Source organism: Rhodococcus sp. 06-221-2, from assembly GCF_002258365.1.
GTDB classification, from domain to species: Bacteria; Actinomycetota; Actinomycetes; order Mycobacteriales; family Mycobacteriaceae; genus Rhodococcoides; species Rhodococcoides fascians.
This window is the reverse complement of record NZ_NOYJ01000035.1, coordinates 515563-530251: the sequence shown is the minus strand read 5'-3', so window position 1 is coordinate 530251 and position 14689 is coordinate 515563. Positions and strand designations below refer to the sequence as shown.

General features: G+C 65.0%; 15 protein-coding genes. 2 read left to right on the top strand and 13 right to left on the bottom strand.

From position 1 onward, the window contains the following. Positions 1-79: 79 nt before the first annotated feature. From CH281_RS24245 to CH281_RS24235, 3 genes are all read right to left on the bottom strand, one after another. A complete protein-coding gene (locus CH281_RS24245) occupies positions 80-1915 on the bottom strand; it encodes an acyl-CoA dehydrogenase (RefSeq protein WP_027495393.1) in 1836 nt (611 codons plus the stop codon). Between the two features lie 79 nt (positions 1916-1994). Further along, positions 1995-2618 (bottom strand): class I SAM-dependent methyltransferase, encoded by a 624-nt coding sequence (locus CH281_RS24240; protein ID WP_094695717.1) that lies wholly within the window; start codon positions 2616-2618, stop codon positions 1995-1997. A 22-nt stretch (positions 2619-2640) separates the two neighbouring features. After that, entirely contained in the window at positions 2641-3693 is a 1053-nt protein-coding gene (locus CH281_RS24235; protein WP_094695805.1) for a DUF4185 domain-containing protein, read from the bottom strand. Between the two features lie 191 nt (positions 3694-3884). On the opposite strand from CH281_RS24235, the gene CH281_RS24230 reads away from it, so the two are divergent. Then, positions 3885-4319, top strand: a complete 435-nt coding sequence (locus CH281_RS24230) for a MarR family winged helix-turn-helix transcriptional regulator (RefSeq protein WP_032367083.1) — start codon at positions 3885-3887, stop codon at positions 4317-4319. Between the two features lie 5 nt (positions 4320-4324). On the opposite strand, the gene CH281_RS27060 is transcribed toward CH281_RS24230, so the two are convergent. From CH281_RS27060 to CH281_RS24210, 5 genes are all read right to left on the bottom strand, one after another. Next, positions 4325-4486: a hypothetical protein gene (locus CH281_RS27060; protein WP_167328661.1), complete on the bottom strand. Its 162-nt coding sequence runs from the start codon at positions 4484-4486 to the stop codon at positions 4325-4327. A gap of 175 nt (positions 4487-4661) precedes the next feature. Beyond that, a complete protein-coding gene (locus tag CH281_RS24225) occupies positions 4662-5318 on the bottom strand; it encodes a TIGR04282 family arsenosugar biosynthesis glycosyltransferase (protein WP_032383144.1) in 657 nt (218 codons plus the stop codon). Further along, the gene (locus CH281_RS24220; protein WP_032383143.1) at positions 5315-6007 is read right to left on the bottom strand and encodes a glycosyltransferase family 2 protein; all 693 of its coding nucleotides are present in this window, start codon (positions 6005-6007) and stop codon (positions 5315-5317) included. Before CH281_RS24220 ends, CH281_RS24225 begins: the two co-directional genes overlap by 4 nt. Next, positions 5961-7019 carry an NAD-dependent epimerase/dehydratase family protein gene (locus CH281_RS24215; protein ID WP_094695716.1) on the bottom strand — a complete coding sequence of 353 codons (1059 nt, stop codon included), beginning with the start codon at positions 7017-7019 and terminating at the stop codon, positions 5961-5963. The genes CH281_RS24220 and CH281_RS24215 overlap by 47 nt, the downstream gene beginning before the upstream one ends. After that, positions 7016-7813 carry an S-methyl-5'-thioadenosine phosphorylase gene (locus tag CH281_RS24210; RefSeq protein ID WP_032369478.1) on the bottom strand — a complete coding sequence of 266 codons (798 nt, stop codon included), beginning with the start codon at positions 7811-7813 and terminating at the stop codon, positions 7016-7018. Before CH281_RS24210 ends, CH281_RS24215 begins: the two co-directional genes overlap by 4 nt. A gap of 112 nt (positions 7814-7925) precedes the next feature. Between CH281_RS24210 and CH281_RS24205 the strand changes: the two genes are divergently transcribed. Beyond that, positions 7926-9209 carry a hypothetical protein gene (locus CH281_RS24205; RefSeq protein ID WP_205912728.1) on the top strand — a complete coding sequence of 428 codons (1284 nt, stop codon included), beginning with the start codon at positions 7926-7928 and terminating at the stop codon, positions 9207-9209. On the opposite strand, the gene CH281_RS24200 is transcribed toward CH281_RS24205, so the two are convergent. From CH281_RS24200 to CH281_RS24180, 5 genes are all read right to left on the bottom strand, one after another. Next, on the bottom strand, positions 9196-9861 hold the full coding sequence (locus CH281_RS24200; protein WP_032367078.1) for a methyltransferase domain-containing protein: 666 nt from the start codon (positions 9859-9861) through the stop codon (positions 9196-9198). The genes CH281_RS24205 and CH281_RS24200 overlap by 14 nt on opposite strands. Further along, positions 9858-10328 carry a hypothetical protein gene (locus CH281_RS24195; protein ID WP_027495403.1) on the bottom strand — a complete coding sequence of 157 codons (471 nt, stop codon included), beginning with the start codon at positions 10326-10328 and terminating at the stop codon, positions 9858-9860. Before CH281_RS24195 ends, CH281_RS24200 begins: the two co-directional genes overlap by 4 nt. A gap of 102 nt (positions 10329-10430) precedes the next feature. Further along, on the bottom strand, positions 10431-11129 hold the full coding sequence (locus tag CH281_RS24190) for a hypothetical protein (RefSeq protein WP_032367076.1): 699 nt from the start codon (positions 11127-11129) through the stop codon (positions 10431-10433). A 155-nt stretch (positions 11130-11284) separates the two neighbouring features. Beyond that, positions 11285-12871 (bottom strand): GMC family oxidoreductase, encoded by a 1587-nt coding sequence (locus CH281_RS24185; protein WP_032374826.1) that lies wholly within the window; start codon positions 12869-12871, stop codon positions 11285-11287. A gap of 42 nt (positions 12872-12913) precedes the next feature. Beyond that, entirely contained in the window at positions 12914-14638 is a 1725-nt protein-coding gene (locus CH281_RS24180; RefSeq protein WP_256984029.1) for an aldehyde dehydrogenase family protein, read from the bottom strand. Positions 14639-14689 lie beyond the last annotated feature (51 nt).

Sequence of the window (14689 nt, the reverse complement as noted above, 5' to 3'; positions counted from 1 at the left end):
AGCCGAGGCGAGACCGACGGCGCACGAACAACAACGGCCGCACCATTGAACAGGTGCGGCCGTCGAAGGTTTCAGGGAATCAGAATGCTGCTTCGTCCAGTTCCATGATGTCGTTGTCGATGTTGGTGAGGATGGCGCGCGTGGCGGTGAGCTGCGGCAGGATGTTCTTGGCGAAGAACGAGGCCACTGCGATCTTGCCCTCGTAGAACGCCTTGTCCTTGCCCTCTGCGCCGTTGTCCAGTGCGGCGATGGCGATTTCGGACTGACGCAGCAGCAGCCAGCCGATGAGCAGGTCGCCGAAGCCCATGAGGAAACGCACCGATGCCAGGCCGACCTTGTACAGCTCGGTGGGCTGGTCCTGTGCGCCCATGAGGTGCTGGGTCATCGAGGTGACGATGGCCTGGACGTCTTCGAGGGCGGTGGCGAGCAGTGCGCGCTCGGCCTTGAGGCGTCCGTTGCCTGCTTCGCTGTCGATGAACGACTTGATCTGTCCGGCAACGTGAGCCAGGGCTACGCCGCGGTCGCGGGCGATCTTGCGGAAGAAGAAGTCCTGCGCCTGGATGGCGGTGGTGCCTTCGTACAGCGAGTCGATCTTGGCGTCGCGGATGTACTGCTCGACGGGGTAGTCCTGCAGGAAGCCGGAGCCACCGAAGGTCTGGAGCGATTCGGCGAGCACCTGGTAGGCGATCTCCGAGCCGACGCCCTTGACGATGGGCAGCAGCAGGTCGTTGACGCGGTAGGCGATGTCTTCGTCGGCGTCCGAGACCTGCTTGGCGGTGATCGGGTCCTGGTGTGCGGCGGTGTAGAGGTACACCGCGCGCAGGCCCTCGGAGTACGCCTTCTGCATCATGAGGCTGCGGCGCACGTCGGGGTGGTGCGTGATGGTGACGCGCGGTGCGGTCTTGTCGGTCATCTGCGTCAGGTCGGCGCCCTGGACGCGTTCCTTGGCGTACTCGAGTGCGTTGAGGTAGCCGGTGGAGAGGGTACCGATTGCCTTGGTGCCCACCATCATTCGAGCGTGCTCGATGACGTCGAACATCTGCGCGATGCCCTTGTGGACCTCGCCGACGAGCCAGCCCTTGGCGGGGACGCCGTGGCCACCGAAGGTGAGCTCACAGGTGGCGGAGGCCTTGAGGCCCATCTTGTGCTCGACGCCGGTGACGAAGGCGCCGTTGCGCTCTCCCAGTTCACCCTTCTCGAAGTCGAAGAGGATGGACGGAACGAAGAACAGGCTCAGACCCTTGGTGCCCGGTCCGGCACCTTCGGGGCGTGCGAGCACGAGGTGGAAGATGTTCTCGAAGAGGTCGTCGGAGACGGCCGAGGTGATGAAGCGCTTGACGCCCTCGATGTGCCAGGAGCCGTCGTCCTGCTTGATTGCCTTGGTGCGTCCTGCGCCGACGTCGGATCCGGCGTCGGGCTCGGTGAGGACCATGGTGGCACCCCACTGGCGCTCGACGGCGACCTTGGCCCATTCCTTCTGCTCGTCGGTTCCGTTGTGGTACAGGATGTTTGCGAAGCCGGGGCCTGCGGAGTACATGAAGGCGGCGGGCTGCGAGCCGAGGAGCATCTCGTTGATGCCCCACAAGAGGTTGCGAGGCGCTGCCATGCCGCCGACCTCTTCGTCGAGGCCGACACGCCACCACTCACCGTCGGCGAGGGCCTTGTAGGACTTCTTGAAGGATTCGGGCAGCTTCAGGCTGTGGGTCTCGGGATCGAAGACCGGGGGGTTGCGGTCGGCGTCCGCGAAGGATTCCGCCAGGGGGCCCTCGGCCAGGCGTACTACCTCGCGCAGCATGTCACGGGCTACTTCACCGTCCATGTCGCCGAAGTTGTCGCCCTCGAGGGTCTCGTCGAGTCCGAACAGCTCGAAGAGATTGAATTCGAGGTCCCGGAGGTTGCTCTTGTAATGGCCCATTGCTCGTTCGCTCTCCAGTCGGTGGTGCGGTCTCGTGAGTACCGCCCAAGTTAGCTACTCGTCGGTAACTTAACGGATATTACCCCCGATCGGTTCCGCTGCCAAGGGCGGACCTACTCGCCAGTAATAGAGCGTCGATCGCTGTGCCGCCGGTCACGTCTCGATACCGGTTCTCCGCCGTGGTGACGGTGAGTCGGTCCCCGACGTCCGCCGCCAGATCCTCTGGTGTGTACAGGATCTCGGCTTCCTGTGGACCGCCGACGCCGTCGGTGATGTTCGACGAGTGATGGCCGAGAATCATGAGGATTCCATCAGGTTTCAACGCCGACACCGCAGCCGATACGGCTCGGCGTCGCTCGTCCGGAGGCAAATGGAGGTAGAACATGAGCACCAGGTCATAGTTGGGCTCGGTTGCCAGCTTCGTCACATCGGCGTGTATCCAGGTCAGGCGCTCGCGCACCGACCGCGGGGCCGACTCGGCCACTCGACTCGCCCGCGTCAATGCCACCGACGAGAAGTCGACGGCGTCCACGGTCCAGCCGCGCGTCGCGAGCCAGATGGCGTTGCGACCTTGGCCGGCCGCCAGATCGAGGGCTCGACCGCGCGGGATTGTCGTCGCGACTTCGACCAAGGTGGCATTCGGAGCCTCGCCGTAGACGAGTTCTCGGCGTTCGTACTTGCGATCCCATTCGGCAGCGTCCACGCCGGAAGCCTAATGGGAACTGCTACAGCGTGGCCCGCAGCAACAGCACGTTGTAGTTCTGGAACACCGTCGCCAAGAAGTAGAGGTCGCGGCCCGTCGAGAACGGGTGAATGTACGGGGCGTAGATCGAGCTGATCTCGCGAGTGTCGACCAGTACCTCGGGTGGGCTCCACGGTCCGACGGGCGATGAAGAACTCCGCAGCACAATGGAATTGGCGTTGTCAGTGGTCATCATCAGGTACTGGCCCACAGCGGCGTTGTATGCAACCGACAGTTCGCCGACGCCGTCGACGATGGGGGCGGCCGCAGCAGGGTCGCCCTTCTTCCAGTCCTTACCCGTCCAATATTCGTATTCGCCGAGCCTCGTGATGTCCGCATCTCTGACGCGAGCGACGTGGCCGAGTGTGGAGCGACCCGGCGGTGTGCCGTACTGGTAGATGTATCCGTTGTCCTTCAGGTAGGCGCTTTGCTGGAAGTTTCGATCTCCGCCGGCGCTCGGCCTGTGGGTCTCGGGTAGTGCGGCCCAGTTCTCTCCGTTGTCGGTCGAGGCGGCGAGGCCGGAGAAGTTGGTGTCCCAGGTACCTGCGGGTCCCCAGTTCTTGACCGACATGAGGTTGAGGTACCGGGTGTCGCCCACGGCGACTCCGGCGGTGGGGATTCGGCTGATTTCGACGAAGGGGATCTTGGGGCTGGGGACGACTTCTTTGGTCTGTCCGACGGCGTCCTTGACGACACTGTCGAAGTTCATGCCATCGGCGAGGTTTCGGTCGCTGCTGCGGACGATGGCGTTGCTGCGCCAGGACCAGAGGCTGCCTTGCAGGAGGTTGGGGACGCCGACGCCTGCGGTGTCGCCGAAGGCGGTCAGGACCTCGCCTCGGCCGTTGTCCCACATGATGCCGAGGTCGGTGCCGATCATGTTGACGTTCTGGGTCATGTTCGGGCTCGACATTCCGGTCACCTGGGCGACGGCCTGTGCGCGGCCGTGCAGTTGCGGCAATCCGAATGTTCCGTTCAGACCGGCGATGGGGTTGATTGCGTTGGGGTCGGCGAGGGCCGTTGGGCCTGTGACCAGCATCGATGCCGTCACCGTCAGTGCTGCGACTGTCAAGAGTCTGGATCCCACGCGTGTCAAAACTGCCCCGTTTCATGGTGTTTCCCCGATAACACCTCGCAACCATGGCAGCGGTTTGTTATGGGCAAGTTCAATCAACTCGTAGCCTGTTTCGCGAATCGGGCGAATGCCCCTCGGTGTCGTAATCTGGACACGTGAGTGATCTACCCGATTCCCAGCTGGCGCGGGATCTGTCCGTCAGTGCGATGCGGCTGAATCGGAGACTGCGTCTGCGGCATTCGAGCGACCGGTTGCCGGTGGCTCAGTTGTCGATTCTGACGACGTTGCTTCGTGAGGGGCCGATGACTACCGGTGAACTGGCTTCTCGGGAGCGAATCAAGCCGCCGTCGGTGTCGCGGTCGTCGCATCAGTTGGTCGAGGCCGGCCTGATTGTCCGTGAGCCGCACCCGACCGACGGCCGGCAGGTGGTGCTGCAGTTGACCGAGGCGGGCGTTGCGACTGCTCGCGACGAGGTGGCGTCTCGCGAAATCGCTCTTGCCGAACAGCTGGACGAGTTGTCGGCTCGGCAGCGGGAAACGTTGGCCGCAGCGTCGGCAATCCTGATCGAATTGGTCGATCGAGTCGACTGAGACCGTCAGTTCTCGTGTTGAACTTCGCGATCGAGACCGTCGATATTCCACTCGATGGTGGATCCGAGTTCCTCGGAATCTCCTCGGTGCGCGACGCGGCCGAGGACGGTGGCGACTATTGCAGCGCACACCATCCAGACGACTACGCCTATCAGCAACCCGGTCATGGACACTTTGTAGCACTGATGTCTGAGAAATCGCCGTGAAACGGTGGTTATGAAGTGTTGCTGTTCGATATACATCGCGTGCGGTCCGGCAAATGCGACAAAGTGAAGCTTCTTGTTCCCCAACAGATGTAGAGACTCGACGGATTGTTTTTCGTGTCCTTCTCGAAAACAAAAATCAATGAGTTTTGCGTAATTGTTCGACGACTCGGCGAAAGCGACTGTTCGGTGTGCACATATTCGACACCACATCGAGATCGGACTCGAAATCCACATCTCGCAATTGCGACACCATGGTGACCTCGGCTCCCGCAGCGGTCAGTGCCACCCGAGTGTCGTCGCCCGTCGACGGTGCCGACATCGGTACGTCCAGCAATGCCCGGGCCTGAGCAGGATTCCGTAGACCCAGGATCCACCAACCGCCGTCCTCGGCGGCACCGAGTAGATCGGTGTCGGCCAGCAGCGCGGCTGCGTCGCTGAGCAGTCGCCCGGTGACCTGCGGGGTGTCCATTCCGATCTGAAGTACCGCACCCGCAGGCGCGGCGTCGGCGTGCGCATTCGCCAGCCGTTCGCCCAGTCCGTCGCCGCGTTGCGGGATCACGGTGAACGACGCGAGGGCTCGGGTGAGTTCCTCGGCGCGGGCCGCGTCGTGAAGATGGCCGGTGAGGGCCACGACGCGGTGGTCGACGTCCGCTGCCGCGACGGCGTCGAGGGTGTCCAGCAGCGCGGCAGCTGCCACCTCGGCGGCGGCCGCGTTGCCGATCGTGGCGGCGAGACGAGTCTTGGCAAGTCCTGGAACGGGTGCTTTGGCCACGACGAGGGCGGTGACGGTCACGAGAGCACCTTCCAGAAGTCGCGCACGGCCACGATGGTGCCGCGGACCGAGCCCGAGACCTTGGACGTGCCTGCGGTTCGTGGTCGGTAGTCCACGTCGTGTTCGACGACGGTCCAGCCGGCCTCGGCCGCGAGCACGAGTAGCTGCAGCGGGTAGCCGGAGCGTCGGTCGGTGACATCGAGGTCGAGTAGCGCTTGTCGGCGGACCGCTCGGATGGCACCGAGGTCGTGTACGGGCAACTTGTACTTGGTCCGAAGTCGAAGAGACAGAACGGCATTGCCTATTTTTGCGTGCAGCGGGGAGCTTCCCTTGGCGGGCCGGCGACGGCCGACGGCCAGGTCTGCGCTGTCCAGTGCAGCCACCAGGGTGGGTAGGTCGCGTGGGTCCATCGAGCCGTCTCCGTCGAGCACGCAGACGATATCGGTGTCGGCGGCGAGGACGCCCGCGTGCACGGCGGCTCCGTATCCAGGCACGGTTTCCGCTACCACTGCCGCGCCGTGGGCGGCTGCCACCGCGGCGGTGGCGTCGGTCGAATTGTTGTCCACGACGATCGTTCGATATCCCGGCGGGATCGAATCCAGCACGGCCGGAAGCGATTCGGCTTCGTTCATGCAGGGAATGACGACGGTGACCGATCCGGGCTCAGACACGGGGTGGGCCCGTTCCCTCGGCGTCGCGCAACGGAGCATCGGCGAACGCGGTGAGACCGTCCTGCGGCAGGATCTGCGCGCGAAATCCCAGAACCTGTTCTGCCCGCTGTGGACTGGCCACGATGTGCCGTACGTCCCCGGCTCGGTACTGGCCGGTGACCTCGGGGGCCGGTCCACCCCTCGCGTCGGCGAGAACGGACGCCACCTCCCCGATGGTGATCGGATGACCCGAGCACACGTTGAGCGCGGTGAAGCCGTCCAGTTCGGCGGAGATGGACGCGATGTTCGCTGCTGCCACGTCGTGTACGTGGACGAAATCGCGGGCCTGCTTGCCGTCCTCGTAGACCGTGGGCGGCTTCCCGAGTTCGAGCGAGGACCGGAACATTGCCGCCACACCGGAATACGGGGTGTTGCGCGGCATGTGCGGGCCGTACACGTTGTGGTAGCGCAGCGCGACGACGGAACCACCGGTCGACAGTGCCCACGCGGAGGCGTAGTTCTCCTGCGCCAGTTTGCTCGCTGCGTAGGTGCTGCGCGGTTGCAGCGGTGAATCCTCCTCGACCAGTAGCCAATCGAGTGGCTCGCCGGACGCAGGGTCGCGGTTGTCGAACAGCCCGGCGTCCAGATCGGCTCGGGTACGCGGTCGCGGCACGACGGTCTCGCCGGAGGAATTGAGGTAGCGCCCTTCGCCGTAGACCACCATCGACGATGCCAGCACCAGGCGGGAACACCCTGCCTCGTACATTGCCGCGAGCAGGACTGCAGTTCCGAAGTCGTTGTGACTGGCGTATGCCGGCGCGTCCGCGGCGTCGACGCCTGCGCCGACGACAGCAGCCTGATGGCACACGACATTCACACCGCGTAGCGCTTCGACGAGTGAATCCTTGTCTCGCACATCCAGATCGGTGATGCCCTCGGCTGTCGCGCCGGGTCCGTGGGCCGAACCCAACATGGCGTCGACGGCGACCATCTCGAGATCGGTGTCGCGCGCTGCGTCGAGAATGTGGCCCCCGATGAATCCGGCTGCGCCGGTGAGCAGTACGCGAGTCATGGCAGCTCGACCGGCAGTGTGACTCCGGCGTGCACCCGGCAGTGGGGGCACTCGCCCGTCGGTGCGTCGCGCACTGCGGATCGGACGAGCGCCTTGAGCGGTTCGATGTTCTTCTGGAATTCGGCGAACACGTCCACTGCCTTGACTCCCTGACCGGATTCGATCCCGGCGTCGAGGTCGGTCACCAACGCTATCGGCGCGTAACAGAGTTCGAGCTCGCGGGCCAAGACGGCTTCGGGGTGACCGGTCATGTTCACCAGTGTCCAACCTTGGCGCGCGAACCATTGGCTTTCGGCGCGAGTGGAGAACCGGGGGCCTTCGACGACCACCATGACACCGCCGTCGACCGCGGACCCCTGGACGGCCGCGCTGCGCAACTCCGCGCAGTAGGGATCGGCGAATTCGACGTGGATGCCGCCGTTGTCGAAGTAGGTCTGGGTGCGGCCGGACGTCCGATCGACGAGTTGATCCGGAATCACGACGGTTCCCGGACCGTATTCGGCCACCAACGATCCCACGGCACACGGGGCGAACACGCGGCTGACACCGAGCATGCGCAGCGCCCACATGTTGGCCCGATACGGCAGGGTGTGCGGCGAGTATTCGTGAGCGCGGCCGTGTCGAGGAAGAAAGGCAACTCGTCGTCCTTCCACCTCGCCGACGGTGATCGGTGCGCTCGGTGATCCGTAGGGCGTGTCCAGCTCGATCTCTTCGGCGTCGTCGGCGAAGAACGAGTAGAAGCCACTGCCGCCGATCACCGCGATCTCGGCCTGTAACCCCGCTTGCGTGTTCATCTACCCATCCTCCATCACCGTCGGTCGATATGCTGGTCCGAAACCGTGTTCGTCTTCAAGTCCGCAGGGAGAAAACACTATCCGTTACTGGAGAGAAGCCGTCGCCGGTGCGCTGGCCGTCGTGCTCGTTGCCGTCGCGTTCGTCGTTCCGTATCTGGGCAACGAGATCGTCACCCCGATCATCAACAGAACACCGCAGCAGGTGCGCGATTTCGCCGACGCCGCACCGCTGTTCGGTTTTCGTGAGGTTCATGTCGGATGGGGAACGCCGTTCGCCGTCCTCATCGCGGTGGCGACCGTGCTGTGGGGACCGACCGTGGCTCGACGCCTGTCCTGGACGCGGCTGTTGTTCGTCGTCTGGGGTGCGTCGGCGGCGTGGACGATGGCGCTGGCGATGGTCGACGGTTGGAAGCGTGGGTTCGTCGACCGGTTGGCCTCGACGGACGAGTACCTGCACGAGGTGCCCGGCATCACCGACATCCCCGCGACACTGCGCGGATTCTCCGAGCGCATTCTGGATTACCAGGCGGATTCGTGGACCACTCACGTCTCGGGCCATCCGCCCGGTGCGCTGCTGACGTTCGTCTGGCTCGACCGTCTCGGTTTGAGCGGTGGGGCTTGGGCGGCAACGCTGTGCGTGTTGGTGGGAACCAGTGCCGCAGTTGCTGTGGTTCTCACGCTGGGTGTTCTGGGCGACGAGGACATGGCCAGGCGCGCAGCACCGTTCGTGGCGATCGCACCGGCAGCGATCTGGATCGCCGTCTCCGCCGACGCGTTCTATGCCGGGGTCGCGGCGTGGGGTATCGCGCTGCTGGCGGTCTCGACGAAGCGCTGGCTGTGGCCCGCGTCCATCGGTGCGGGAGTGCTTCTCGGGTTCGGAATCTATTTGAACTACGGCCTGGTGTTGATGGGTCTGCCGGCGGTCGCGGTGCTGATAGCGGGCCGAAAGGTTCTGCCGTTCCTCGGCGCGGTGATCGGTGCCCTGCTCGTTGCGGGGATCTTCACGGCGTACGGATTCTGGTGGTACGACGGGTACGAGCTGGTGCAGGAGCGGTACTACCAGGGCATCGCCAAGGATCGTCCGTTCGAGTACTGGGGCTGGGCGAACTTCGCTGCACTGTTCTGCGCGCTCGGCATCGCTGTGCCCGCGGCGTTCCCACGCATCGCCGCGCGGGTGCAGCCGATCAACCTGTTGGTGCTCGGCGGCCTCGCGGCGGTGGTGATGGCCGATCTGAGTCAGCTGAGCAAAGCGGAGACGGAGCGAATCTGGCTGCCGTTCGCGATGTGGATGTTGATCGCCCCGGCGGTGCTGCCGCGTCGAACACATCGATTCTGGTTGGCGCTGCAGGTGATCGGGGCCTTGGCCGTCAATCATCTGCTGTTCACGAATTGGTGAGCGGAGCCGGAGTCATCTGCGCGAACCAGCGGCCGTCGATCGGAGCCACGTCCACCATCTGCAAGCCGGCGGCGCGGGCGAGGTCGGCGGTGGCGTCGGCGCTGACACTCGACCAGGCGAACCAGTCGCCGACCATGGTGTCGGTTTCCCAGCGGACGGTGCGGTGCCGAATCCCGGAGTCACTCGGTTCGTCCACCTCGGCGATGATGGCTCCGTGTGGTGCCAGCAGATCGGCGGCTCGGCGTAGCAGGCGCACCGGATCCCCGCCGATGCCGATGTTGCCGTCGGCGAGCAGCACACACGACCACGTGCCGGTGCCGGGCAGAGGCTCGAAGAGGTCACGGAGAACGGCGTTTCCGCCGCGGCCGATGGTCAGGTCGACGGCAGCCTTCGACGTGTCGACGCCGAGCGCCGAGAGTCCACGTCGGGCAAGAGCTTCGGTCAGCCGGCCGGGTCCGCATCCGAGATCGATGGTGGACCCGGTACATCGGCTGATCATGGCGTGGTCGGCTCGGCGATCCTCTTCCGAGGATGCGCTTCCGCCCATCCAGCGGGCCGTGGGCAGACGTTCTCTCGAGCCGTCGGAATCGCCGATCCAGCAAGGCAATCCAGCGGCGGCGCGGTGGAAAAGGGTGTCTGCGGTGACGCTCATGTTCGGCTCCGTACCACGGTGAAGCGAATGAAGTAGACGACGGCGCTGGCGGCGAACAACACCGTTGTCAGAACCAGCCATCGTTCCAAGAAGGGGTCTTGGGTCAAACCTGTTGCCGCACGATAGGTCTCCGCGCCCTGGGACAGTATTCCGGGGAAGAACATCAAGAACGTCAGCGCTGTGCCGAGGGCCGGGACGCGAATGTAGTTGATGGGCGAGACGGTCAGCTGCAGTCGTCCGAGCCCGGTGAGAAGGCGATCGGCCGCCGAGTACAGCGGGAACAGAACCGCGTCGTGCAGCAGTACCGATCCGAAGAACCAGACGGCAATGGAATGCCACCAGATGTCGCTGTTCCACAACGTTTTCGGTCCGGCGATGTGGACGACGTAGCCGACCAGAGCGAAAGAGAGCAGCAGGCCGACGGCATGCAGAGGGTGGCCACCGTAGATCCGTCGGAAGGCTCTCATTCCCGGTCCCCTGTCGCGTTTTACGAAACGTCTGTGAAAGCACCAGAGCGCGAGCAGCACCGACGTCGTCGGTGACTGCCCGCGCACGGGTTCAGGAGCTGATTATGCGGCAGTCTTGACCGTGATGGTCGCAACGCCGACGAGCAGTCCCGGGGTGACAGCGTCGGTCTTGAACGTGTCGTTGAGCAGTCCGGCTGCGGTCTCCGAGATCTTCACCTGCGTGCCCTGCAGGATGGCGGTGTTCTCGGGGCCGGTTGCCAACGGCTGCAGGGTGCGGCCGTCGAGGTCGAACAGCACGGCGTCGGCAGCAGCCTCTTCGCCGTTGACCGTGACGTCACCGGTGAGCAGCGACGTGCCCGGATCGATGTCGAAGTTGGTCAGCTCGACCACGGTCTCGCCTGCGGTCAGCGACAATCCGCTGCCGTCGTGGTTGATCTCGCCCTGCACGTAGGGGTCGACCGTGCCGGGCTCCCAGTACTTCACGTCGCCACCGGTGATCGGGAAGCGAATGGAACCGTCTGCGAGAGTTGCGGTTCCGACTACGCCCGGCGTGAGGCCGAGGGTGGTCAGTGCGCCCAGGAAGCCGGGGTCGAGAGCAACTGCGGTGTCGACGCCGTTGCTGAGGTCGGCGACCTCGGCTGCGGGCTCGGGAGTGCTCTCGGTGGTCTCCATGGCCGACGACTCCGAGGAGGTGGCTGCGTCGGTGGTGCTGGATGCGTCGTCGCTGGAGCACGCGGCGAGCGGGACGATGGTGAGTGCACCGATTGCGGTGGCGGCCAAAGCTTTACGAACAGTGAACATGTCGGTCAACCTTCCGTGCTCGTCTCTCGAGCGTTGTGGGTTATTCGGCGCTGCTTGCCGATCGGATGGGTCTTCATCGCGATGCCTGCATTGAAGCGGTGCCGACCTGTTACCCCACGGTGTGAACGGTCAAACCAGACATGTTCACGTTCGGCTCAGCCCAGGATCAGATCCGCGGCTCGTTCGCCGATGATCACCGACGGTGCATGAGTGTGGCCGCGGATGATGCTGGGCATGATCGATGCGTCGGCGACCCGGAGTCGGTCGACGCCCCGAACCCGCAGCGCAGCGTCGACGACGCTGCCGGCATCGTTGCCCATCCGCGCGGTGCCCACCGGGTGGTACAGAGTGTGCGCGTTCTGCTCCAGGGCCTCGGTGAGCAGATCCGCCGGGGAGATGTTCGACGCCACCCTGGGGCGTACGACGTCCCCGAGCTGGCCCTTCAGGGACGGGGTCTCCGACAGCGCGACGCATACGCGCAGTCCCTCGATCATGGCCTTGCGGTCCATTCCGTCGGGGTCGCTGAGGTAACGCGGCTCGACGATGGGCTTGGCCAGAGGGTCGGCGGACCGGAGCGTGATCTCGCCTCGGCTCTTGGGTTGCAGCAGGACTGTGCCGATGACCGCGGCGTGTGCGTCGGCGGCGATCAGGCCTTCGTCGAAGAACGGGGCCGGTCCGAAGATGAGTTCGAGGTCCGGCAGCGGCAGATCCTCACGGCTCCGGATGAAGCCGTATGCCTCCGCGACGTTGGAGGTGAGCATGCCGCGTCGGCGCGCGAGATAGTTGATGAGTTCGGGAATCTTCTCGGCATGGAAGAGGGAGTCCTTCTCGGTCTTCCATCCGATGAGGGCGGCCAGGTGGTCGAGGAGGTTCTGCCCGACGTCCGGCGAGTGGTGCCGGACGGTGATGCCGTGGGCTGCGAGCTGCTCCTTGTCTCCGATGCCGGAGAGCATCAGCAGCTGCGGTGTGTTGATGGCTCCGCCGGACAGAACGACTTCCTTGTGTGCGCGCACCGTATGGGTGACGCCGTCGGAGGTGTATTCGACGCCGACGGCGGCGCTGCCCTCGAAGAGAACCCGGGTGGCCTGTGCCTCGGTGAGGACGGTGAGGTTGGTGCGCTTCTTGGCCGGGCGAAGGTAGGCGTCGGCGGTGCTCCAGCGGGCGCCGCGTTTCTGGTTGACCATGGTGCGGCTGAAGCCCGTGGGTTCGGGCAGGTTGGGGGTTTCCACCGAGTAGCCGGCTTCCTCGACGGCGGAGAGGAAGGACGAGGTGAGCGGGCGTGAGCTGCGCTGGTGGGAGACGATCAGCGGCCCGCCGGTTCCGGCGTCCAGTTCTGTTGTGCCCTCGATGTTCTCGATCTTGCGGAAGTATCCGACGAGGTTGCGGAACGACCACGAGTCGTCGGAATTGGCCGCCCACTCGTCGTAGTCGGCGGCGAATCCGCGTACCCACATCATGGCGTTCATCGACGACGAGCCGCCGAGCATCTTGCCGCGCGGCCAGTAGATGCTGCGGTCGCGTAGCCCCGGCTGGGGTTCGGTGAGGTAGTCCCAATCGACCTCGGTACGAAAGAGTTTGGAGAACGCGGCGGGGATGTGGGCGAACTTGTTCTTGTCTTCCGGGCCTGCCTCGAGCAGGATCACGCTGTTGCGGGGATCGGCGCTGAGCCGGTTGGCCACCACTGCGCCGGCCGAGCCCGCGCCCACGACGATGTAGTCGGCGGTTGTGTTCTGTGTGCTCATGATTGTCCTTCGGGTTCGTCGGCAGCTGTCGTTGGACGCTGCTCAGCCGCGCAGGGCGGAGGCGAATATTGCCGGAAGTTTGGTCCAGGACGGTGCTCCGGCGAATGCGGTGAGCAGTTTCCCGGTCGATGCTGCGGTTTTGTTGGTGACGAACCACGGCGGCTTGGGGGAGATGGACATCTCTCCGCTGATCAGCGACCTCGACAGTGGGCGGAAGGGTCCGCGTACCACGGTCCGTTCGGCACCGTCGATCAGTAATGCGTTGTGCACGATGCCGATTCCGCTCTGCACATCGTCGACGGTGTGGCCGGGGAACGCGCCCCAGGTGGCCGATGCGGTGAGGAATCCGAGGGCGGTCCAGGCATTGACGGCAATGGTGCCGTACCGCAGGTCTGCAAGCATGGAGTCGAACTTCTCACCGAGTTCCTTGATGGTGCTCGGCGTGCCGATGATGTTGATGCCGAGGGTGCCGGTGAACTCCTCGTTGGCCGTCTGGACGGCCTTGGCGGCGAATGCTGCACCGCTGTAAGGCAGCTCGATGACGCCCATGACGGGTGCGAAGTACTCGGTCTGCAGGAGCGGTGCGTACTCGCCCGGATCGAGGTCGGTGATGAGCACCCGGCCACCGCCGTCGCCGAGCCGTTCGGCCGACGGGTACGTGGCGGTGGCGTCGGACACGCGTCTGTCGCTGCCCGGGTAGTACGGGGCGCGGGCCGGTGCCCGGTCGAGTGCGGCGCGCAGGGCTGCGATGAACTCGTCGCGCTGCTTCCATTCCGAGGACAGCACGACGACCTGCGAAGCGACACAGTTGTATCCGCTGTTGTGCAGTCGCTGGGTGGCTACGTGTTCGGCTTGGAACTCGATGTCCGCGCGACTCCACTCGCCCGGCAACACGATGGTGGGTGAGACGCCACCGAGTTCACTGGAGATCTCCTTGGTCAGGATCGGCCGGTTCGCCGCCTTACGGGCGGCACCGTCGGGTCCCGGGCCGAAGACGATGGCGTCGTGGGTGATTGCGCTGCCCGTCATATGGACGTGGTCGACGCGATCGTGGTTGACCAGGTAGGTGCCGACGTCGGCTCCACCGGTGAGCAGACGCAGCGCGCCGATGTCCACCAGTGGGGCGAGGATCTTCTCGAAGACCGGCAGCAGTGGGTCCATGATGGGGTTGAGCTTGAGCGCGACGACGCGGTTGAAGGCGATCAGTTCGTACAAGGCGTCGAGCGGGGCGATCGAGGTGATGTTGCCCGCGCCCAGGACGACGCCGACGCCCGCGGTGCGCGTCGGGTCGAGTTGGGCGAGGCCTGCGGTGCGCTGTGCGGTGGCACGGTCGATTGCCGGCCGGAGCCACACCTCGGCACTGAACCCGTTGAGCAGTAGCTTCTCGAAGTTGTTGAGCGGCAACACCGATACGGTCGTTCGTCCGCCCGGGGCTGTTCCGAACTTCGCTCCGGCCAGCGGGCTGCCGCCTGCCTCGAGCGCCGAGAGGGTGTGCGCGAGCGTGCCGAGACCGCCGAGAAGCGAGTACGGGCCGGAGAGCCATTCCTCACCGAGCAGGTTGGACGAGGGGTCGAGGCCCTTGACCGACGCGGCGGCGGTGACCCACTCCTGCGCATGCGTCGTGGTGAGGGCGTGCATGCGCTCGAGCAGCGCCCGGCGGTCGGCCAGGCCGAGCCTGCCCCAGGTCTGCTCGCCTGCGTCTAGGTCGGCAAGAGCGGTATCGACCGCCTGGGAGGCGTCCGGTCCGTTCGTCGGTACAGGCTGCAGATGCGGGGTGACTTCGCTGGTCAACTTTTCGTCTCCACTCGTCGTTCGGAT